The sequence below is a fragment of the Salmonella sp. NW177 genome, from assembly GCF_051811585.1.
Classification (GTDB): Bacteria; Pseudomonadota; Gammaproteobacteria; order Enterobacterales; family Enterobacteriaceae; genus Salmonella; species Salmonella enterica.
Window position 1 is genome coordinate 40,216 of sequence record NZ_JAMMZV010000010.1, and the last position, 21,763, is coordinate 61,978.

21 protein-coding genes are annotated in these 21,763 nt (G+C 52.2%); 8 read left to right on the forward strand and 13 right to left on the reverse strand.

Annotated features, from left to right (window positions below):
* The first annotated feature begins 81 nt into the window (after positions 1 to 81).
* Positions 82 to 393: a cytotoxic translational repressor of toxin-antitoxin stability system gene (locus NA986_RS21970; protein ID WP_001159632.1), complete on the forward strand. Its 312-nt coding sequence runs from the start codon at positions 82 to 84 to the stop codon at positions 391 to 393.
* Complete coding sequence (locus NA986_RS21975; protein WP_000362050.1) at positions 394 to 684, forward strand: helix-turn-helix domain-containing protein; 291 nt, start codon at positions 394 to 396, stop codon at positions 682 to 684.
* Positions 685 to 730: 46 nt separating this feature from the next.
* On the opposite strand, the gene fdhE is transcribed toward NA986_RS21975, so the two are convergent.
* Genes fdhE through fdnG form a run of 4 tightly spaced genes read right to left on the reverse strand, consistent with a single transcriptional unit; the run spans position 731 to position 6,254 of the window.
* Positions 731 to 1,660, reverse strand: a complete 930-nt coding sequence (gene fdhE / locus NA986_RS21980; protein WP_000027730.1) for a formate dehydrogenase accessory protein FdhE — start codon at positions 1,658 to 1,660, stop codon at positions 731 to 733.
* Complete coding sequence (fdoI, locus tag NA986_RS21985) at positions 1,657 to 2,292, reverse strand: formate dehydrogenase cytochrome b556 subunit (protein WP_000829025.1); 636 nt, start codon at positions 2,290 to 2,292, stop codon at positions 1,657 to 1,659. Before fdoI ends, fdhE begins: the two co-directional genes overlap by 4 nt.
* Positions 2,289 to 3,191 carry a formate dehydrogenase subunit beta gene (fdxH, locus tag NA986_RS21990; RefSeq protein WP_000331361.1) on the reverse strand — a complete coding sequence of 301 codons (903 nt, stop codon included), beginning with the start codon at positions 3,189 to 3,191 and terminating at the stop codon, positions 2,289 to 2,291. Before fdxH ends, fdoI begins: the two co-directional genes overlap by 4 nt.
* 12 nt (positions 3,192 to 3,203) lie before the next feature.
* Positions 3,204 to 6,254 (reverse strand): formate dehydrogenase-N subunit alpha, encoded by a 3,051-nt coding sequence (gene fdnG, locus NA986_RS21995; RefSeq protein WP_077248424.1) that lies wholly within the window; start codon positions 6,252 to 6,254, stop codon positions 3,204 to 3,206.
* 194 nt (positions 6,255 to 6,448) lie between these two features.
* Here fdnG and fdhD point away from each other — a divergent pair, with 194 nt between their 5' ends.
* Positions 6,449 to 7,285, forward strand: coding sequence for a formate dehydrogenase accessory sulfurtransferase FdhD (gene fdhD, locus NA986_RS22000; RefSeq protein ID WP_001059739.1), 837 nt, complete (start codon positions 6,449 to 6,451; stop codon positions 7,283 to 7,285).
* 267 nt (positions 7,286 to 7,552) lie between these two features.
* Here fdhD and NA986_RS22005 read toward each other — a convergent pair whose 3' ends face one another.
* Positions 7,553 to 8,584, reverse strand: coding sequence for a YiiG family protein (locus tag NA986_RS22005; protein ID WP_023216603.1), 1,032 nt, complete (start codon positions 8,582 to 8,584; stop codon positions 7,553 to 7,555).
* Positions 8,585 to 8,766: 182 nt separating this feature from the next.
* On the opposite strand from NA986_RS22005, the gene NA986_RS22010 reads away from it, so the two are divergent.
* Positions 8,767 to 9,867: a YiiG family protein gene (locus tag NA986_RS22010; protein ID WP_000828048.1), complete on the forward strand. Its 1,101-nt coding sequence runs from the start codon at positions 8,767 to 8,769 to the stop codon at positions 9,865 to 9,867.
* Positions 9,868 to 10,222: 355 nt separating this feature from the next.
* On the opposite strand, the gene NA986_RS22015 is transcribed toward NA986_RS22010, so the two are convergent.
* On the reverse strand, positions 10,223 to 10,546 hold the full coding sequence (locus NA986_RS22015) for an AzlD domain-containing protein (RefSeq protein ID WP_000527677.1): 324 nt from the start codon (positions 10,544 to 10,546) through the stop codon (positions 10,223 to 10,225).
* Complete coding sequence (locus NA986_RS22020; RefSeq protein WP_000683586.1) at positions 10,546 to 11,205, reverse strand: AzlC family ABC transporter permease; 660 nt, start codon at positions 11,203 to 11,205, stop codon at positions 10,546 to 10,548. Before NA986_RS22020 ends, NA986_RS22015 begins: the two co-directional genes overlap by 1 nt.
* A 100-nt stretch (positions 11,206 to 11,305) precedes the next feature.
* Between NA986_RS22020 and NA986_RS22025 the strand changes: the two genes are divergently transcribed.
* The gene (locus NA986_RS22025; RefSeq protein ID WP_001517951.1) at positions 11,306 to 11,854 is read left to right on the forward strand and encodes a helix-turn-helix domain-containing protein; all 549 of its coding nucleotides are present in this window, start codon (positions 11,306 to 11,308) and stop codon (positions 11,852 to 11,854) included.
* An 88-nt stretch (positions 11,855 to 11,942) separates the two neighbouring features.
* On the opposite strand, the gene rhaM is transcribed toward NA986_RS22025, so the two are convergent.
* From rhaM to rhaB, 5 genes are all read right to left on the reverse strand, one after another.
* Complete coding sequence (gene rhaM, locus NA986_RS22030; protein ID WP_000619478.1) at positions 11,943 to 12,257, reverse strand: L-rhamnose mutarotase; 315 nt, start codon at positions 12,255 to 12,257, stop codon at positions 11,943 to 11,945.
* The gene (gene fucO / locus NA986_RS22035; RefSeq protein WP_000009255.1) at positions 12,254 to 13,402 is read right to left on the reverse strand and encodes a lactaldehyde reductase; all 1,149 of its coding nucleotides are present in this window, start codon (positions 13,400 to 13,402) and stop codon (positions 12,254 to 12,256) included. The genes rhaM and fucO overlap by 4 nt, the downstream gene beginning before the upstream one ends.
* A gap of 126 nt (positions 13,403 to 13,528) precedes the next feature.
* On the reverse strand, positions 13,529 to 14,356 hold the full coding sequence (gene rhaD, locus NA986_RS22040; RefSeq protein ID WP_001179685.1) for a rhamnulose-1-phosphate aldolase: 828 nt from the start codon (positions 14,354 to 14,356) through the stop codon (positions 13,529 to 13,531).
* 142 nt (positions 14,357 to 14,498) lie between these two features.
* Positions 14,499 to 15,758, reverse strand: coding sequence for an L-rhamnose isomerase (gene rhaA, locus NA986_RS22045; RefSeq protein WP_000211468.1), 1,260 nt, complete (start codon positions 15,756 to 15,758; stop codon positions 14,499 to 14,501).
* Positions 15,755 to 17,224: a rhamnulokinase gene (gene rhaB / locus NA986_RS22050; protein ID WP_023216602.1), complete on the reverse strand. Its 1,470-nt coding sequence runs from the start codon at positions 17,222 to 17,224 to the stop codon at positions 15,755 to 15,757. The genes rhaA and rhaB overlap by 4 nt, the downstream gene beginning before the upstream one ends.
* A 287-nt stretch (positions 17,225 to 17,511) precedes the next feature.
* On the opposite strand from rhaB, the gene rhaS reads away from it, so the two are divergent.
* Together rhaS and rhaR are read left to right on the forward strand one after the other, a co-directional pair.
* Entirely contained in the window at positions 17,512 to 18,348 is an 837-nt protein-coding gene (rhaS, locus tag NA986_RS22055; RefSeq protein ID WP_023216601.1) for an HTH-type transcriptional activator RhaS, read from the forward strand.
* 153 nt (positions 18,349 to 18,501) lie between these two features.
* Complete coding sequence (rhaR, locus tag NA986_RS22060; protein ID WP_000013290.1) at positions 18,502 to 19,350, forward strand: HTH-type transcriptional activator RhaR; 849 nt, start codon at positions 18,502 to 18,504, stop codon at positions 19,348 to 19,350.
* Here rhaR and rhaT read toward each other — a convergent pair.
* Entirely contained in the window at positions 19,347 to 20,381 is a 1,035-nt protein-coding gene (gene rhaT, locus NA986_RS22065) for an L-rhamnose/proton symporter RhaT (RefSeq protein WP_023181427.1), read from the reverse strand. The two genes, rhaR and rhaT, sit on opposite strands and share 4 nt — an antisense overlap.
* 618 nt (positions 20,382 to 20,999) lie before the next feature.
* Between rhaT and NA986_RS22070 the strand changes: the two genes are divergently transcribed.
* Entirely contained in the window at positions 21,000 to 21,683 is a 684-nt protein-coding gene (locus NA986_RS22070; RefSeq protein WP_000378721.1) for an oligogalacturonate-specific porin KdgM family protein, read from the forward strand.
* Positions 21,684 to 21,763: the final 80 nt, after the last annotated feature.

Here is a 21,763-nt window from a genome sequence, read left to right on the forward strand (position 1 = left end):
TTTTGTACTGTGAAACGATGATGCTATACGCCATTGACGTATAGATTATTTTCACTACTATAAGCCAATGGCGTATGGAATATGCAATTTATAGAAACGGAACTCTTTACTGAAGATGTTAAAAAACTGCTCGATGATGATGAATACCATAAGCTTCAGGTTTTTATGGCTCAGCATCCAGATTGTGGTGATGTCATTCAGGAAACGGGCGGCCTGAGAAAAATGCGCTGGGGATCGCGAGGCAAAGGAAAGCGTAGTGGCGTGCGAATTATCTATTTTCACCGTAGTCAACGGTATGAGATTCGCTTGCTTCTGATTTATCAAAAAGGCATTAAAGATGATCTCACGCCGCAGGAAAAAGCGGTGCTTCGTATGCTGAATGAGAGGTGGTAGATGGATAAAGTGTTATTTGAGCGATTAACTCAAAGTATGTCTCAAATGAATGAAATCATTGAAGGGACCCGTGAACCTTCTCGTACCTTTCATATTGATGCAATGAAGATTAAAGAAATACGGCAGGCATCTGGGTTGTCGCAATCTAAGTTTGCAGAGCTGATTTCGGTCAACGTGGATACGCTGCGCAACTGGGAGCAAGGAAGACGTTCACCGACAGGGCCAGCCAAAGCGTTACTTCGCGCCATTGCCAACGACCCGAGAAACGTTATACAAGCATTGCGTTATTGAGCAATGATCCGGCTAACGTAGATTGCTAGCCGGTATACCAGAGAACTTATTCCCCTTCCCCCGGGAACAGGAACGGGTTGATGGAACTGCGGGCGAAGCCCTCCTGTTCCATGCGCGCGTCCAGCACCAGCGAGGCGAGGTCGTCGGCCACGGCTTCCACTTTCGGGTCTTTTTCCTGATAGAGAATCTTCAGGTAAGTCCCGCAATCGCCGCAGCTTTCGGCTTTCACCGCAGCCTGCTCATTTTCCAGCGACCAGTAGTGTAAGTCGCGGCTCTGTTCGCAGTTACTGCATTTTACGCGCACGACATGCCATTCGGTTTCGCACAGGTTACAGTGCAGATAACGCAGCCCCTGCGTGGTGCCGATTTGCACCATGCTGGAGACCGGCATCGAACCGCACACCGGGCAATACTGGCGCGCTTCACCGTATTCCGCGCGGGCTTTGCCTGGAATCAAGCTGGCCATTTGCGCCCAGTAAAGGGAGAGCGCGGCCCAGATAAACGGGGCTTTATCGCTGCTGACGGAGGCAAAATCCGAGGCAAACAGCGCGCTGGCCATCTGCTCCAGCTCCTGCTCTGAGGCTTTCTCCAGGTTCTCAATCACCGCCAGCGCGGGGCCGCTCATCTCGGGTTTTAGCTCGGCAATTAACGAATGCAGCAGTTTTTGCCAGTGCTTATCACGCGGCAGCACGTGGATATCCAGCGGCGGCTTGCCCTGGTCGTTCGCTTCTTTAATACGTGCGGTCAGATCCATCTCCAGCGGATGGTCGTACAGCACCACTTCCTGCGCGTGCGCGATAAGCGCGGCAAAGCGCAGGTAATCGCCCAGCGGGTTATTTTCAGCCAGCTCGCGCAGACGTTCGGCGCGGCGGTTGTAGACGTTTTTGAGTCGGGGGAACAATAACGGCGGAATCATATCCGCCGTACGTTTCTCGCTCGACCCCAGCTCATCTTGCGGGATTATGCGAATACTCATTCAGTTTCTTTTTCCGTTGTCTTGCGGACTTCTCGGTACCAGCGCGGGTGATGCTTCTTCGCCCACGACCGGGTTACCCAGCCTTCCACCATCGCGGTAATGGTGCCTTTCACCCAAAGGGCGGCGTAGATATGCACCATGATAACCACAATTAACGCTACTGCGGCAAAAGAATGCAACATTAACGCGAATCGGATCACCGGGATTGAGAAAGCAGGCGCAAAGTACGGACGCCAGATAATTACCCCGCTCACCAGCAGCAGCACCAGGAAGATAATCGCCGCCCAGAATACGCATTTCTGACCGAAGTTATAACGCCCGGTGTCACCCACTTCCTCGTTGACGACGATCTTACGAATATTCTTCGCCCAAAAGATATCATCCCGATTGATTAGATTGTGGTGCCAGTAACGGAAAAACATGATGATAAACGAGGCAAACATAACCACGCCCACAAACGGGTGCAGAATTCGCGCCAGTTGTGGGGTGCCCAGGATATGCATCAACCAGTTGAAGGATGGGAATAAAAAGCCCAGCCCGCTCACCGCCGCCAGCACGAAGCAGAAGGCGACGATCCAGTGGTTGATGCGTTCCGGCGCCGTATAGCGCACGATGGTGTCACGTCGTTTCATTTGCGCACCTCGTCTTTCTCTTCATGCAGGTTGTCATCTTCCTCTTCCGCGCGGTTCGGGCCGACGCCGACATAGTGGAAGACGCTGGCGGCAAAGGTCGCGGCAAAACCGAACGCGGCGAGCGGTTTCCAGACGCCTTTCCAGAACTTAACGGTTTCGCTGATTTCCGGGTTTTCCGGCAGGCCGTGATACAGATTCGGCTTGTCGGCATGATGCAGCACGTACATGACATGCGTACCGCCTACGCCCGCCGGATCGTACAGACCCGCGTTGTCATAACCACGGGTTTTGAGTTCCGCCACCCGCTCGCCCGCCAGCGTTTTCATATCCTCTTTCGAGCCAAAATGAATGGCGCCGGTTGGACAGGTCTTCACGCAGGCCGGTTCTTGCCCCACGGTCACGCGGTCAACGCACAGCGTACATTTATAGACGCGGTTGTCTTCCGGGTTGAGGCGCGGCACGTTGAACGGGCAGCCAGCGATACAGTAGCCGCAGCCGATACACTGCTCGGACTGGAAGTCGACAATACCGTTAGCGTACTGAATGATCGCCCCTTCCGCCGGACAGGCCTTCAGGCAGCCGGGATCGGCGCAGTGCATACAGCCATCCTTACGGATCAGCCACTCCAGTTTGTCGTTCTGTTCCACTTCCGAGAAGCGCATCACCGTCCAGGATTTCGCGGTTAAGTCCGCCGGGTTGTCATACACCCCGACGTTATTGCCCACTTCATCACGGATGTCGTTCCACTCGGAGCACGCCACCTGACACGCTTTACAGCCGATACAGGTGGTGACGTCGATGAGTTTCGCCACCTCTTCCTGGTGGTCCCGCGCCTGGGGCGCGGGGGTGAAACCGTTAGTGGCGGAACGACGAATGATGTCTTGCGATTGATAAGCCATAGGTCGTCTCCGTTACACCTTTTCCACGTTCACAAGGAAGGATTTAAACTCCGGCGTTTGCGTGTTCGCATCACCGACGAAAGGCGTTAACGTATTGGCGATAAAGCCTTTTTTCGCCACGCCTTCGTAGCCCCAGTGAATAGGAATACCGATGGTATCGATATCCTTGCCGTCCGCTTTCAGCGTGCGAATACGCTTGGTCACCACCGCTTTGGCTTTGATATAGCCGCGGTTTGAGGAGACCTTCACGGTATCGCCATGCGCGATGCCGAGCTTATTCGCCAGCTTCTCGCCAATTTCCACAAACTGTTCCGGCTGGGCGATAGCGTTAAGCAACGCGTGCTTGGTCCAGTAGTGGAAGTGCTCGGTCAGACGGTAAGTGGTTCCGACATACGGGAACTTATCCGCTTTACCCAGCGCGTCGGCATCGTCTTTAAAGATACGGGCGGCAGGGTTAGAGATAACGTTCGGGTGCAGCGGGTTAGTGCCCAGCGGCGTTTCAAACGGTTCGTAGTGTTCCGGGAACGGCCCTTCCGCCATCTTATCGATGGCAAACAGGCGACCCATCCCTTCCGGCTGCATGATAAACGGTCCGACGTCGCTGCCTGGCGCGGCGGCGCTGTAGTCCGGAATATCCCATCCGGCCCATTTTCCGCCTTCCCATTTCAGTAGCTGACGTTTCGGGTCCCAGGGGTTACCCTGCGGATCGGCGGAAGCGCGGTTATACAGAATACGGCGGTTAAGCGGCCATGCCCATGCCCAGCCCAGCGTGTTGCCGAGACCAGACGGGTCGGCGTTATCACGACGCGCCATCATGTTGCCTTCCGGCGTCCAGCTACCGGCGAAAATCCAGCAGCCGCTGGACGTCGTACCGTCATCACGCAGTTGCGCGAACGAACTGAGCTGTTGACCTTTCTTCACCACCACCGCGCCGGTTGCCGGGTCGATAAGATCGGCCAGCGCTTTACCGTTACTTTCCATCGCCACTTCTTCAGAGGCGGGTTCGTATGGTTTGGTGTAGTTCCAGGTCATATTCAGCACCTGTTCCGGGTTGGCGCCGCCCTGTTCAGAGTACATCTTACGCAGGCGTAAGAAGATACCGGCGAGGATTTCGCCGTCGGTCATGGCAATTCCCGGGGCGTCCGCGCCCTTCCAGTGCCACTGTAACCAGCGACCGGAGTTAACGATGGAACCATTTTCCTCGGCAAAACAGGTGGAAGGCAGACGGAACACTTCGGTCTGGATTTTCGCGGGATCAACGTCGTTCGACTCACCGTGGTTTTGCCAGAAGGTGGACGTTTCGGTGTTGAGCGGATCGATAGTCACCAGGTACTTCAGTTTGGAAAGCGACGCGACCACTTTGTTTTTGTTCGGGAATGAGGCCACCGGGTTAAAGCCCTGGCAGATATAGCCGTTGACCTTACCCTGTTTCATCATCTCGAAGTACTGCAACACGTCGTAGCCTTTGTCCCACTTCGGTAGCCAGTCAAAGCCCCAGCTATTTTCCGCTGTCGCTTTATCACCAAAGAAGGCCTTCATCATCGAGACGAAGAATTTCGGATAGTTGCCCCAGTAGTTGACCTGATCCTTCAACAATGGCTTCGGCGTATTGGCAGCCAGATAGGTTTGCAAATCGGTCTGTTTTTCGCTCGGCAGCGTCAGATAGCCCGGCAGACTTTGCGACAGCAGTCCTAAGTCGGTCAGTCCCTGAATGTTGGAGTGACCGCGCAGGGCGTTAACGCCGCCGCCCGCCATCCCCATGTTACCGAGCAGAAGCTGGATCATCGCCATAGTACGGATGTTCTGCGCGCCGATGGAATGCTGCGTCCAGCCCAGCGCGTACAGGAACGACGCGGTTTTATCTTTTGCGCTGGTTTCTGCAATGTACTCGCACACTTTCAGGAAGTCCGCTTTCGGCGTACCGCAGATATTTTCTACCACGTCCGGCGTATAGCGTGAGACATGCTGTTTCAACAGATTCCAGACACAGCGCGGGTGTTGCAGTGTCGTATCGCGTTTGGCAAAACCGTTTTCGTCCAGCTCATAGTGCCAACTGGTTTTATCGTACTGCCGCTTATCGGCGTCATAGCCGGTGAACAGACCATCATCGAAGCCAAAATCTTCACGCACGATCAGGCTGGCATTGGTATAGGCCTCGGTGTATTCACGGTTGTATTTTTCGTTGGTCAGCAGATACAGCATCACGCCTGACAAGAAGGCAATGTCAGTACCAGAGCGTATTGGCGCATAGAAATCGGCCACCGACGCGGTACGCGTAAAGCGCGGATCGATCACAATCAGCTTCGCGCCGTTGTGAATTTTGGCTTCCATCGCCCAGCGGAACCCGACCGGGTGAGCTTCTGCGGCGTTACCGCCCATCACCACGACGAGGTTGGCGTTCTTGATGTCGACCCAGTGGTTGGTCATCGCACCGCGACCAAATGTTGGAGCAAGACTTGCTACCGTTGGTCCGTGTCAGACACGCGCCTGGTTGTCGACCGCGAGCATACCCAGCGCGCGGGAGAATTTTTGCGTTAAATAACCCGTCTCGTTACTGGATGCGGAAGCGCACAGCATCCCGGTGGTGAGCCAGCGGTTAACGGTAACGCCTTCGGCGTTCTGCGCCTGATAGTTGGCGTCGCGATCTTCCTTCATCAGTTTAGCGATTCGGTCAAACGCTTCTTCCCAACTGATCTGTTGCCACTTATCTGAACCCGGCGCGCGGTATTGCGGGAATTTCAGGCGGCTTTCAGAGTGGATAAAGTCCACCAGACCGGCCCCTTTCGGGCACAGCGCGCCACGGCTTACCGGATGATCCGGGTCCCCTTCGATATGGAAAATAGATGCTTTGGCGTTTTTCGCACCGTCGCCGAGGCTGTACATCAACAGCCCGCAGCCAACGGAACAGTAGGTGCAGGTGTTACGGGTTTCGCGGGTGCGCAGCAGTTTATATTGCCGTGTTTCCGCTAGCGCTACGCCGGGCGCGAAGCCCAGTGCCGCCGCCGTGGTGCCTGCCATACCGCCAGCGCAGATCTTAAAGAACTGCCTTCTGCTGACCTGCATGGTTTGCTCCTTGTTTCGACATTGTCACTTCTCTTTCACATTTCTCTATCCGAAACGCTCAGGGAGTGGTTGTTATTTTTCTTTGCGGACGGGCCCGCAAAGGTTCAGAATTGGATAAATTTTCCTCCATCCGGGAGGAGTTGTAACAGAATACCATAATGTTGGTGTGTGTGTTCTTATATGGTTAAAAGAAAGTGAACAATATACTGTCTGAAGAAGTCCTAAATGTGACTGATTTCACAACCTCACGCCAGTTGACTCTCTGGAAACGCGAGGATTTGCAGTCCCCCCAACTTGATGATGTTGCCGAGGAAGTGCCAGTGGCACTGGTGTATAACGGTATTTCGCATGTCGTTATGATGGCTTCTCCGAAAGATCTGACGCATTTCGCAATAGGGTTTTCTCTGTCGGAAGGGATCATTGACAGCCCGCGTGAAATCTATGGCATGGACGTTGTGCCGTCCTGTAACGGACTTGAAGTGCAGATTGATCTTTCCAGCCGTCGATTTATGGGGCTGAAAGCGCGTCGTCGCGCGCTGGCCGGACGTACCGGTTGCGGCGTATGTGGCGTGGAACAGCTCAATGACATCGGTAAGCCGGTGCAACCGCTGCCGTTTAGCCAAACGTTTAATCTCGGTAACCTTGATCGCGCGTTAAAACATCTGAATGATTTTCAACCGACGGGTAAGCTGACGGGTTGTACGCACGCTGCGGCGTGGGTCATGCCGTCGGGTGAACTGGCGGGGGGCCATGAAGATGTCGGACGCCACGTTGCGCTGGATAAACTGCTCGGCCGCCGCGCTACGGAAGGTGAGGAATGGCGGCAAGGCGCGGCGCTGGTTTCCAGTCGTGCGAGTTACGAAATGGTGCAGAAGTCGGCGATGTGCGGTGTGGAAATTTTGTTTGCGGTTTCTGCTGCCACCACGCTCGCGGTTGACGTCGCTGAACGGTGTAATCTTACGCTGGTGGGGTTCTGTAAGCCGGGTCGGGCGACGATTTATACCCATCCGCAGCGGTTAATCGCAGACTAAAATAGTACCCTCTACATTTTCGTAAAATATATATTTTCTCAATTTTACAGCCTCTCTTGATAACGGAATCACGTATAGTGGCGAGGCCATACAGGTTTTAATCGTTTTTATGCTGGGCCGCAGCTTATTCCAGCCATTCACGAGGCGCTTGCTACCCGGTAATACTTCGAACGAAAAAAGCGCCTCTGGGGCGCTCTTTCGACAGTCGCTAACGACTTATTTGCTCAGTTCAGCGGTCATATGCACGCGATTTGCAGCGTGAAAAGCTTAGAACTCACGCTCAAGATGATAGCCATTATAGGTATCGATGAGCTCGTTATAAGCTTTAACCACAGCCTCATAAGAACCATCTACCATATCGCCGCTGCCGCTATTGAGGTAGTCCTGCTCATGCGAGGTATACGCCACGTTATCGCGCACACGCCGAATGCGTTTTTTCACCTTGCCCTGGAATTTTTCCAGCTCAGAAATAAAGCCAGGGAAGCTACGATGTTTATCTATATCAACGTTGATCTTCTCGTTTAGCTTCTGAGTATGCTCTTCAAAATCAGCGAGCTGTTTGCTTACTGCCGCCACATCAAAAGAAGCATCAGCTACAGCGTCATTAAGCGTCTCGGCTTCCTGCATCGTCAAAAGCGTATAGTACTTAATGGATTTACCTTCTTTCTTCTCGGTCGCCTTAATTTCATTAGCCGCATGCTGCTTACTCATAATGGTAATCTCGGCGATATATTTCTTCGCAATGGGATCAAACTCATCGAACTGTTTTATAAACGTTTTATGGAACGCTTTAGCGCCAGCAAAGGCATCATCCTTGAAGTTATCTTGATCATAGTATTTATTCATACTATTGATTGTTTCAGCTAGTGGCCCAGCCGCATTAATAAATGCCAGAGCAGCACTATCCAGAGAGGCAAACGCCGGCTTTAATTCAGCCGCCGCCTTGATGTCTTTCCGGCAGTCCTGGATAAATGCAGGATACACAGGAACCAGCGGAGAGGGATCGTCTTCCTTACCGGTAGGACCGGTACGGAAATCGTCGAATGTGTTAGCATAACGATTTACAGCACGGTAAATATCTGCCTGGAGATTATTATAACAATCAATGTAAACATTCAGCTTTTGGTTAAGAACATCGTTCGCATCTGCGCTTTCCGCTGATGTGGGTTGTGTATTGCTCGCTGATGAATCCGCACTCTGAGCTACAGGTTGTTCGTCCGCTTTTTTTTCATCACAAGCGCTTAGCCCGGCAGTCATCAGCATAGCGATAATAATTGATGATAACAAATCCTTTTTCATTAGAATAACCTATAAATAATATCATTGAAATTTACAGATTCATTTTAATGAAAAAAAACAGGTATGTGATTTATTCAACACAAAAAATACTTAATCCATATTTCATTATAATTAACATTATCAATATCAATGTGTTCGTTAAAATAAGAGAACCCCAACGTAAATATACAGAAGGCAATTAAATGAAAAGGAATTTATTATCCTCAGCGATAATCATTGCGCTAATGACCCTGGGCGCAACAGGATGTGATGACAATAATGTCAAAACCGAGGCGACGCCGGCCGCCAGCAGTCAGCCTGCGACGCCAGCGCCTTCTCAGACGCCGGAAACGCAATCTGGCGAAAGTCCAGCGCAGCCCCCAGCAGCGAAGCCAGAAACGGCAACTCAGCCCCCGGCGGCGAAGCCAGAAACGCCAGCTCAGCCGGAGGTTGACGCTGAAGAAGTTTATAGTGAAAAAATGGATGTCTATATCGATTGTTTTAATAAACTTCAATTGCCCGTTCAGCGCAGTCTGGCGCGTTACGCGGATTGGGTGAAAGACTTTAAAAAAGGTCCGACAGGGAAAGAGAGCCTGGTTTATGGCATTTATGGTATTACGGAGTCTTACATAACGAATTGCCAGAAAGAGATGAAACAGGTGGCCGCCTTAACGCCATTACTTGAGCCTATTGATGGCGTTGCCGTTAGCTATATTGATAGCGCCGCCGCGCTGGGTAATACCATTAACGAAATGGAAAAATATTATACCCAGGAAAACTATAAAGATGATGCCTTTGCTAAAGGTAAGGCGCTGCATCAGACATTACTGAAGAATATCGAGGATTTTAAACCCGTCTCGGAAAAATATCATGAGGCTATTCAGGAGATAAATGACAGGCGGCAATTGACACAGTTGAAGAGAATAGAAGAAGCGGAAGGTAAAACATTTAACTATTATTCTCTGGCTGTCATGATCTCGGCAAAGCAGATCAACAAGGTTATTTCTGCCGATACCTTTGATGCCGAAGCGATGATGAAAAAAGTCGCGGAACTGGAAACAATGATTGCGCAATTGAAAGAAGTGAATACTGATGGCCGTAATTCTTCTTTCATCAGCTCTGCGGCTGATTATCAGCTACAAGCTAAAAAATATATTCGTCGCATCAGAGACAATGTTGAGTATTCTGATTTTGAAAAGAAACGGGTGCAGGACCCTGCAACAGGATGGATGGTTGCGGATTCTTATCCGGCGTCGTTGAGAAGTTATAACGAGATGGTGGATGATTATAACCGCCTGCGTTGAGTGATGGCGCATTAACTGCGTGCAGGCTGGCGCAAGCGCCTATAAAATTACGCTATAACGCCAATAAAAAGCGCCGATCAGGCGCTTTTTTCGTTTATGTATTCTTCATCAGGCAATATCCGTAAAAATAGCTGACGTAAACATTAACTAAAGAGAGCTATTAGAAAAACCAGTAATCTGAAGCTATCATAAGATGTTGACGTCACGCTGGAAGGTACTGGTAGTGTAATTGAGGATCGGCATTTATATGGAAAGCATTTATCCCGCCTGATGCGAAAATTCTGAGCCACTTCAGCATAGGGCGGCCCAGCCTTCATCACTTATAGGGTGTCACGTCCAACTGTTCTGTAAGACGTTAATTAATACCCGCCATTCGTAATAACGCGGTCACTACCGCAGCGGCGATAATCACCACAATAAGCGGCATTTTACGCCAGGCTAAAAATACGGCGAAGCCAACCCCAAGAACGCGCGCCATTCCGGCAAAATGTTCGCCTTCGTAAAAGGTGGTCGCCAGCGCGACGGAGAATAGCAGCACCGTTGCCGCATCCGAGAGCAGCGCCTGTGAACGCTCAGACAGCGCCAGACGGCTGCCAAGTTTCGCGCCGCCGAGGCGCATCAAATAGGTCCCCGCAGATAAAAGAGCAATACCGATAATAAATAGCGTCATATTGCCCATTATTTTTTCCTCGCCAGTAGGCCAAGCAGCGAAAGCAACACCGGCAATCCGGCAGCCACAAAGGGAACGGCGGCAAGCGACAGCGCGGCGCCGCTGCAACCACGAATCAATGTGGTGCGGTTTTTAAACGCCGGGATCACCAGCGCCAGTAAGATTGCCGGGAATACGGCATCCAGACCGATGGTTTCTGGGGCCGGGAGCAGTTTGCCGACACCTGCGCCAATCAGTGTGCCAATCGGCCAGAATAGGGCGACGCCCAGACCGCATAGCCAGTAGGCGGCTTTACGTTGTTCGGGTGTTTTTTGCGACAGGCCGAACACCACGCTCTCATCATTCATAATATGGCAGCCGAAAAAGCTGGCGGCGCGGGTGCCAACCAAATCGCGCACCGTTACGCCAAACGGCACGTGGCGCGCATTCACCAGCAGTCCTGCCGCCGCTGCCGCTAACGGATTGCCGCCGCTGGCAACAATGCCGATAAACATAAATTCGGACGCGCCCGCCAGTACAAAAATAGAGAGGACAAACGGCACCCACAGTGGGAAACCGTAGGCCATCGCCAGTGAGCCATAGGACATGCCGACGACGCCCACGGCCAGGCACACTAAAAATATCGCTTTTATCGTGTCTCCCTTGAGACAGGAAAAATAGTGTTTCATCTTCTTTAGTCATATCGAACGAATTTTCATTATAATGAACGGAACAGATTTGCTTTACAAGACGAACATTTCGTTCGTTATAGTGAACGTTGGATGCTTTATGACACAACCTATTAGCGTCATTGCCAGAAGTCTGGTACGCGAACGCCAGCGAACCGGACTGTCGCTGGCGGAGATTGCGCGGCGCGCAGGCATCGCTAAATCTACGCTTTCACAACTGGAAGCAGGGAACGGCAACCCCAGCCTGGAGACGTTATGGTCGCTATGCGTCGCGCTCGACATTCCCTTTGCCAGGCTGCTGGAGCCGCAGGTACAAAAAACGCAGGTGATTCGCCGCGGAGAGGGCACCAAAGTCGTGGCGGAGCAGGCGCATTATCAGGCGATATTACTGGCGGCGTGTCCGCCCGGCGCGCGGCGTGATATCTATCTGCTGTTGACGCAGCCGGGGGCCGACCGGATCTCTCACCCGCATCCGCCGGGGTCGGTGGAACATATTATTGTTACGCAGGGAAAAGCCCTCGTCGGCTTAACCGAGGCGCCGGAAGAGCTGGCGGAGGGCGATTACATTTGTTATCCCGGCGACCAGGCGCATATCTTTAAAGCGCTGGAACCGGATACACAGGCTATCCTGGTAGCGGAGCAGAATTGAAATTGCCGGATGGCGGCGTAACCGCCTTATCCGGCCGACAAAAAATAAAACCGTAGGCCCGGTAAGCTTGCGCCACCGGGCACACGACTTACTGCAGATAGAACACCTCTTTTAGCTCTGCGCTGACCGGGCTGTTATCCGGATTCGCGGGCATAACGTCACGCATATGTTTCCACCAACGCTGGCAAACGTCGGTGCTGGCAACGGCGTTCCAGCGCTCCTCGGATTCAATCTCAACGGTGGCGAACAGCAGATTGCGCTCCTGATCGAGATAAATCGCGTAGTGATGCGCGCCGTGAGATTTTAATACGGCTTCCAGCTCCGGCCAGATTGGGTTATGACGACGCTGATACTCCTCGTGCGCGTCGGCATTTACCTGCATCACAAAGGCTTTGCGGATCATAACGCCTCCAGGTACAGCTCGCGAACTTCATCGCGGCTGGCGGTGCGCGGGTTACACGGCGCGCACGGGTCGGCGAGGGCTTTATCCAGCCAGCCTTCGATATCTTCTTTTGTGACGCCCAGCTTGCTGAAACCTTCTGGAATGCCGACGCGTTTGCTCAGCGTACGGATAGCGTTAATCGCTTCCTGACTTGCGACTTCGTCAGACATACCGCGCGTCTCCACGCCCATCGCCTGTGCGATGCGGGCAAAACGCGCGACGGCGTTCGGACGGTTAAAGTTCTCGACAATTGGCAGCAGGATAGCGTTGCAGACGCCGTGCGGCAGGTTGTGGGTTGCGCCCGGCTGGTGCGCCAGCGCGTGAACCAGACCCAAACCGGCGCTGTTGAACGCCATACCTGCCAGGTACTGGCCGAATGCCATTTGCTCACGGGCTTCGAGGTTATGACCATCGTCAACCGCTTTCGGTAGCCACACATTGATTAAGCGAATCGCTTCCAGCGCGTTAGCGTCGGTGAGCGGATGCGCGCCAACGGAGACATAGGCTTCCACCGCATGGGTCAGGGCATCCATGCCGGTTGCGGCGGTCACAGAAGCCGGGATTTCCAGCATAACGCTGGCGTCATCCACGGCAATATCCGGGATGATATTCGGGTCGATGATCACCTCTTTGACCTTTCGGGCAGAGTCGATAATCACCGCGTTGCTGGTCATCTCTGCCGCGGTACCTGCCGTAGTATTAATCGCTACCAGCGGTACGCCGGCGTTTTTCACTTTGCCGACGCCGGAGTAGGCGGTAGATGGGCCTGGGTTGGCGGTCAGAATTTTCACCGCTTTAGCGGTATCGATCGGGCTGCCGCCGCCGAAGGCGATAATGTAGTCACATTCTGCGCTCTGATACGCCGCAAAACCTTTCTGCACCAGCTCTTCTGTCGGGTTTGGGAACACCTCATCAAACAGGTGGTAAGACATTTGATGTTCATCCAGTGCGCTAAACAGGCTATCCAGCAGGCCCAGCTTTACCAGTTGACCATCGGTAACGATCAGCGCTTTGCCCCATTGCTTATTCGCCACGAGGTTCACCATATCGGCAATCGCTCCAGCGCCATGCAGGCTAATTTTTGGCAGTGCCAACATAAAGCTCATCACTATTCTCCTTAAAAAAATTCCCTGTTGCCCGATGGCGCTACGCTTATCGGGCCTACGGTAAAATGCGCACCGTCCTGTAGGCCGGATAAGGCAAAGCCGCATCCGGCGTTGAGTTGGGAGGTATCAGTACAGCGCTACGGCGCTGGCCAGCGGTGTCACGCCAAAACGTTTGCCGAGTGCGACCAGTTCTTCGCGCGTGATGGTCTGCTTCATACCGCCCATCGAATAGATTTTGACTAATACCTCAGCGGATTTCTCTGCGGTATCTATCAAACCGAAGGTTTCATCCAGCGTAGGTCCGCTTCCGAACACGCCGTGGAACGGCCACAGCACCAGCGAATGTTTCTGCATTTCTTGCGCGGTGGCCTGGCCGATTTCATCGGTGCCTGGCACCATCCACGGCAGAATGCCGACACCGTCCGGGAATACCACCAGACATTCGGTGCTGCCTTCCCACAGTTTGCGGGTGATCAGCGCAGTGTTGTTTTCCAGTACGTAGGTGAGGGCGATCAGGTTAGTCGCATGGCAATGCATAATGACGCGGTCTTTGCCGTGGGTGGCTTTGATGCGTTCGCAGTGGGAGAGGAAATGCGCCGGGAGTTCAGAGGTGGGTACCGCGTCGTGGGTTAAGCCCCACAGAATGTGGTAGCCTGCGCCGTCGCTGTCGATTTTGACCACGCCTAAATTGGCTGCCGGATCGAGCTGCACGTTGCGAAAGAATTTGCCGGAACCGGTAACGATAAACGGCGTGTTCGCCAGCAGCGGCATGGGTTGACTTAGCGCGATGTAGCGCGGTTTTTCGTGGAAATTAGCTGCAAACGGTGCGATATCGGCTTCATCCAGACGCAGCGTCAGGTTACCGCCATTACGTTCGTCCCACCCTTTCAGCCACGCATCAGACGTGGCTTTAATCATGCCCTGGACAAACCAGGAATCGGTAATATTTTGCATGTTCGTGTTCCCATTCATTGCCCGAAGGTTATTCGGGTCTTACGTAGGCCGGATAAGCGCAGTGCCATCCGGCAATCGTGTTTCATTTATTGCCGGATGGTGACGCGGGCGTCTTATCCGGCCTACAGATCAGGTGTCGCTGTCAGCTACGTTTGCTCAGGATCTCTTTTTCGTAGGCGCGAACGCTGTCCAGCCACTGGCTGCCAGCCGGCGTGTCGTGACGCTGGCAATACATTTCCCAGACGGCCTGCCACGGCAGAGATTTTTGCTCTTCCAGCAGCGCCAGACGCGCGGTGTAATCGCCGCTGGCTTCAAGCTGACGCAGTTGATCTGTGGGTTCCAGCAGAGCGCGCAGCAGCGCTTTTTTCATGTTGCGGGTACCGATAACCCACGCGGCGACACGGTTGATAGAGGCGTCGAAGAAATCCAGACCGATATGCACACGGTCGAACAGGTTATGACGGACGATCTCGCTGGCAATTGCCTGGGTTTCATCGTCCAGGAGCACCACGTGGTCGCTATCCCAGCGTACCGGGCGGCTGACGTGCAGCAGCAGCCGTGGCACATAGAGCATGGCGGCGGAAATTTTGTCGGAAATCACTTCAGTGGGATGGAAGTGGCCCGCATCCAGGCACAGCGCGGTCTGACGGCTGGTGGCGTAGCCCATGTAGAACTCATTGGAGCCGACGGTGTAGCTTTCCGCGCCGATGCCAAACAGTTTGCTTTCGACGGCGTCGATGTGGTGCGCCGGGTCGAATTTCTCGCTAATGACCTCATCCAGCGCTTCCAGCAGGCGCTGGCGCGGGGCTAAACGGTCGACGGTAATGTCTTTCATGCCGTCCGGGATCCAGATGTTCATCACCGACGGCGTACCGAGCTGCTCACCAAAGTATGCCGAGACGCGGCGGCTGGCTTTGCAGTGATCGATCCAGAACTGGCGAATTTTCGCGTCTGGATGAGAGAGGGTAAAACCGTCAGCGCTCAGTGGATGAGAAAAACAGGTGGGGTTGAAATCCAGCCCCAGCCGGTTCGCTTTCGCCCACTCCACCCAGTTTTTAAAATGCTCCGGTTTGATCTGGTCGCGGGCAACCGGCGTATCCGACTCAAGGTAAATGGCGTGCAGGTTCAGCCGTTTTGGTCCTGGGATCAGACGCAGCGCCTGTTCCAGATCGGCGCGCAGTTCGGTGGCGTTACGCGCTTTGCCCGGATAGTTGCCGGTCGACTGAATTCCGCCCGTCAACGAACCTTCCGGGTTCTCGAATCCGGCAACATCGTCGCCCTGCCAGCAGTGCATGGAAACCGGCAGGCGATCGAGCTGGCGCAGCGCCTCCTCGACATCAATACCTACTGCGGCGAAACGTTGTTTTGCCAGTTCCCAGGCTTGTTCCAGTTGAGTGGTCATGCGCAAAGCTCCTTTGTCTGTCGTTTGGGTTGAAACTGCGCAACGTGGCGGGCAATTTCACTATCAGGATTAGGGATATAGGTTGTCAGGTCGTAGTTAGCGCTGACGACCTGACGGAAGTCATCGACGTTGTTTAATTCGTCGAGGGTCATAAGCTGAATACCAATATTGCCAAGGGTGGAGGCTTCAACCGGCCCGGCCATCACGCGAATACCACATGCATCGGCGCACAACTGGTTGAGGAGCGCGTTTTGGCATCCGCCGCCGACAATATGCAGTTGGGTAAATTTTTCGCCGCGCAGATTTGCCAGTTCGTGCAGAATGTCGGCATACAACAGCGCCAGACTGTCGAAAATGCAGCGCGCCAGTTCGGCATCGCTGACGGGAACGGGCTGGTCGGTCTCGCGACAGGCGGCCTGGATTTCAGCGCGCATATCGTCAGGATTGATAAAGCGATCGTCATTCGGGTTAATCAGGAAACGGCAGGCCGGCAGCGCTTCTGTTTGGGCGATCAGCGCAGGCAGATCGGTAATGTGCCGTTCTTTCAGCACGCGCTGGAGCAGCCACAAACCCATAATGTTTTTCAGTACCCGATAACGCCCTTCCGCGCCGCCTTCGTTGGTGATATTGGCAGCCAGCGCCTCGTCAGTGGTGTAGGGCATTTTGCTTTCAAAACCCATCAGCGACCAGGTGCCTGAAGACAGGTAAGCGCTATGTTTATTTGCCAGCGGAGAGGCAATAACGGCGCTGGCGGTATCGTGGCTGGCGACGGCTACCACCGGAATACGGTTGCCCTGCGGGCAAATCCAGTCGCCGATAACATTGCCAGGGTGCGAGGGGCGACCGAACCAGCTCTTTTTCGCGCCGGTCCACGCCAGCAGGGTATCGTCCCAGTCATCGGTATTGATATTGACCAACTGGGTGGTCGTGGCGTTGGTGTATTCCCAGTTCATTTCACCGGTCAGGCGGTAGCTGAAATAATCGGGCATCAGCAGCGCATGAGCGACCTGCGCCGTTAACTCAGGCTGTTGTTTCGTCAGCGCGCGTAGCTGATAGATGGTGTTAAACGGCAGAAACTGAATCCCGCTGCGGCGATAGATTTCGCTTTTGCCGATCTGGACCAGCGCTTGCGGCATGATGCCCGTGGTACGGTTATCGCGGTAGGAGACCGGCAGGCCGACACGCTGACCTTGTTTATCCAGCAGGACATAATCGACGCCCCAGGTGTCGATGCCGATGCTGTCGATAAGAATGCCTTCATTGCAGACTTTCTTCAGACCAAGACGGATATCCTTTTCCAGACTGTCGATGTCCCAGGTGTCAAACCCGTCTGTTTTTTGTAGGCAGTTCACAAAACGGTGAATTTCACGTAGCGTCAGGGTACGGTGTTTGCTGTCGTAACGCGCCAGCATCACGCGCCCGCTGGATGCGCCGAGATCAACCGCGACACAATGGCGAAAAGTCATAATCAGGTCCTTCTTAGAGTCATTGCGCACAGTCTAAAAAAGCCCTCAAAAACCTACCTTCTCGTTACTGACAGGAAAATGAGCCGCTGGCAACAAGGCAAAGATGAACGTGATAGCGTTCACAGTTTCTACTAATAGGCCGGTGTGATGTCGTCCGCATTTCCCGCTTTTTCCCGCCTTTTCTTGAAAAAAAGACCATGTTTGCGCGCTTTAGCGTCAAAAATTTAAGGTGAGGCCGATAACCCTTAATTACTATTCGGACATGTTGAATTCAGGAGGAAGCAACCATGACCGTACTGCATAGCGTGGATTTTTTTCCATCAGGTAAAGCGCCCGTGGCGATTGAACCTCGTCTGCCGCAAGCCGCTTTCCCTGAACATCATCATGATTTTCATGAAATCGTGATTGTGGAACACGGTACGGGCATTCATGTATTCAACGGGCAGCCGTATACCATCAGCGGCGGTACCGTGTGTTTTGTTCGCGATCACGACCGGCATTTATATGAACATACCGACAACCTATGCCTGACGAATGTACTGTGGCGTTCACCGGACGCCTTCCAGTTCCTGGCGGGGTTGGATCAATTGCTGCCGCAGGAGCAGGATGGTTACTATCCTTCTCACTGGCGGGTGAATCAGAGTGTGTTGCAGCAGGTGCGCCAGTTGGTCGGTCTGATGGAGCGCGCCGGAGACGGCATGGATGCGCCTGCCGTGGCGAATCGCGAAATTTTGTTTATGCAACTACTGGTGTTGTTACGCCGCAGTAGCCTGATGGAAGGCGCGACCAATAACGACGCCAAACTCAACCAACTGATGGCATGGCTGGAAGACCATTTTGCGGAGGAGGTCTGCTGGGAGGCGGTAGCTGAACAGTTTTCGCTGTCGCTACGCACGCTGCATCGTCAGCTTAAACAGCATACCGGGCTGACGCCGCAACGTTACCTTAATCGCCTGCGTTTGATCAAAGCCCGGCATTTATTGCGCCATAGCGATCATAGCGTAACAGAAATCGCGTACCGCTGCGGTTTTGGCGACAGTAACCACTTTTCGACTCTGTTTCGCCGAGAATTTAACTGGTCGCCGCGGGATATCCGTCAGGGACGCGATGCGATGATCCAGTAACGCGAACGCTATCAACGTTTTTCGTCGCCAATATGCTGATAATTATACCCTTTAATACCGGATGGCGGCTGCGCCTTACCTGGCCTACGGCGGCGAGCGGTAGACAGAATAAGCGTAGCGCCATCCGGCAAGCATTCAACATGAGGTGCTGCGGTGGCAAATCAGTTAATCCTTTTGAAAAAAGATTTTTTTACTGATGAGCAGCAGGCCGTTACGGTTGCCGATCGCTATCCACAGGATGTTTTTGCGGAACATACGCATGAGTTTTGTGAACTGGTGATGGTCTGGCGGGGCAATGGCCTACACGTTCTTAATGAGCGCCCATACAGAATTACCCGCGGCGATCTGTTTTACATTCGTGCTGAAGACAAACACTCCTATACCTCCGTTAACGATCTGGTGCTGCAAAATATCATTTACTGCCCGGAGCGTTTGAAACTCAATGTAAACTGGCAGGCGATGATTCCCGGCTTTCAGGGAGCGCAGTGGCATCCTCACTGGCGGCTGGGCAGTATGGGAATGAATCAGGCGCGGCAGGTCATTAACCAGCTTGAACATGAGAGTAATGGACGCGATCCGCTGGCGAATGAGATGGCGGAATTGCTGTTTGGTCAACTGGTGATGACGTTAAAACGGCATCGCTACGCGACCGACGATCTTCCGGCAACCTCCCGAGAAACCCTGTTGGATAAATTAATTACCGCTTTGGCTAATAGTCTTGAGTGTCCCTTTGCGCTGGATGCGTTTTGCCAGCAGGAACAATGCAGCGAACGGGTGCTGCGGCAGCAGTTTCGCGCCCAAACCGGGATGACGATTAATCAATATTTACGCCAGGTCCGTATTTGCCACGCGCAGTATCTGCTTCAGCATAGCCCGCTGATGATTAGCGAGATTTCGATGCAGTGCGGTTTTGAAGATAGTAATTATTTTTCAGTGGTGTTCACGCGGGAAACCGGGATGACGCCGAGCCAATGGCGTCATCTCAGTAATCAAAGCGATTAACTGGCCATGCCTAAACCGACAATATTTGCCGCGATAATAATTACCACGCAGCCGAGGCTTAATACGGCAACGGGACGGCGGCCAGCATTTTTCCACTCTTTTAGCACCAGACCGACAAGCCCCCCGCACAGCACATAGAAGCTCATGTGCAGCATCCAGCTCATGTAGTCATATTGCGCGGGAATGCGCGCGTGACCCCAGGCATAGAAAAAGAACTGTAAATACCACATCAGACCGCCAAGCGCGGACAGCAGAATATTGCTGATAATCAACGGTCTTGCCAGCGAGAAGTCGGCTTTTATCGACAGATTTGGCACTTTTGCCAGGCGGATAAAACAGAAACCGAGGTTCACCAGCGCGCCGCCGCCCATAATCACCACGTAACTCGGCAGCGCGACATAGAGCGGGTCAACGCCAAGCGCGGCAGCAGCTTCATGCATCGGTTTCGCGGCGTTCATGGCAAAAGACATCCCCGCCGAGAAAATACCGCACATCACTGCCAGCAGAAGCCCTTTCTTCAGATTGAACTCCTCCGCTTTAATGCCCATTTTGCGTTCTTTTAACTGTCCGGCGCGCGTCACAATCCCGACGCCGATCAGCGCGACAAAAACGCCAAGTAGCGTCATGCGTCCCCCTTCGGTATGGATTAACACATCGAAGTTACCGTTGATGATAGGCGTCATCAGCGTGCCGACGATAAGCGTAATGCCGATAGCGATGCCGATACCCATCGACATCCCGAGATAACGCATGGTCAGACCGTAATTAATATTGCCGATGCCCCACATGGCGCCGAACAGAAAAACCGGTAAAAGGGTGGAGAGGTTAAACTGTCCATAATAGGCCCAGAAATCAGGCAGTAACAGAGCGCTAATTGTCCACGGCAGAATAAGCCATGAGACAATGCCACCCACTGACCACATGGTTTCCCATGACCACTGTTTCACTTGCTTGAACGGGGCATAGAAGCAGGCTGCACTGGCCGCACCTATTAAATGCCAGAAAATACCCATCGTAATCGCGTTACTCATGACATGTTCCTCATTATTTTTTATGGACGGGATACCCCTTCCGTTTGTATGAGTTTAAAAATTACGCAGCCTGGTAACCTTATAACGATTGCCGCCGTTGGGTGTATTCTGGCAATCAGCACGTTAATGAAGTGATTAACTTCACGTTTTAAAAAAGTCGGAGCGCATCGTGACCGTCTGGATGTTATTTAAATCAGTGGGTAATATTTGTTTTCTAAAATACCTTCATCATAACGACACGAAACGACTTAGCTGGCAACAATGCAAAGAAAACGCTGCGTGAGTTCACATAATGGGAATAGTCTGACTTACCGTTTGATAAAAGGGTAGTTATACAGTAATTATTTAGTTGTTTTATTTGTATTTACAATTTAAATATATTGAAATTAACGTTAGGAATCAATGAAATATAAATATAAGGAAATCCCTATATTGGCGTTGTTGATGGTGTTTTGATTTTTATTTTATATTACGAATATAAATTTCATTTATTTTATTTTGCTTTTTGAACATTATCCCAATTTTAAATTAAAGATCTTTGTCTATATTGTCGCCATTCACATTGCGTATTATGGTTGTAATGGTCTGACATGAAACAACGTTTTAATTTTAAATTAAATGGATTCTGTTATGAGAAAATCTCTTTTCTTACTATTACCTCTTGTTGTAACAAATGCGCATGCAGTATATGTCGATGTTCGTCATGAATATCTTGATGACAGTAAAGCTAACTATGACCGTGCGTATATTTCTCATCGGTTTGCGAATGGTGTTGGTTTTGCGATAGAAGCTATCTCAAAATCAGGCGGGGATGACACCAATAAAGCGTTTAATGACCTGGAAACACAGGGCAACGAATATACGATAAGCTACCAATTTAAAACCGGTGATGTCGCCTGGCAACCGGGTTTCGTGCTGGAAACAGGCAACGGTTACTCTACCTATAAGCCTTACTTCCGCGCGACGTGGACATTAAATGAAAGCTGGTGGGTTGGTGCGCGCTATCGTTTTGAATATGTACGCCGTTCTTCTGATATCCGTGATGATGATACCATCAATCGTATGGATGTCTGGGCGGGTTATAAATGGAACAACTTTGACTGGACAATCGAAGGAATTTATAAGAAAGCTGATAAATATGATCTTTACGATGGCGGCAAAGATAACTATGAATATAACTTCAGAACTGCCTATATTATTGATCAATGGTCGCCATTCGTTGAGGTAGGTAATGTTTCCGTCAATAGCAACAGCGATGAAAGACAAACCCGTTTCCGCGTGGGTATAGGCTACACATTCTAATCATTATCCCTGTTTATTATTTATTCCCTTTTCCGGCTACTTTATAGGTAGCCGGTTTTTTTTACCTGGTGATGACCTGC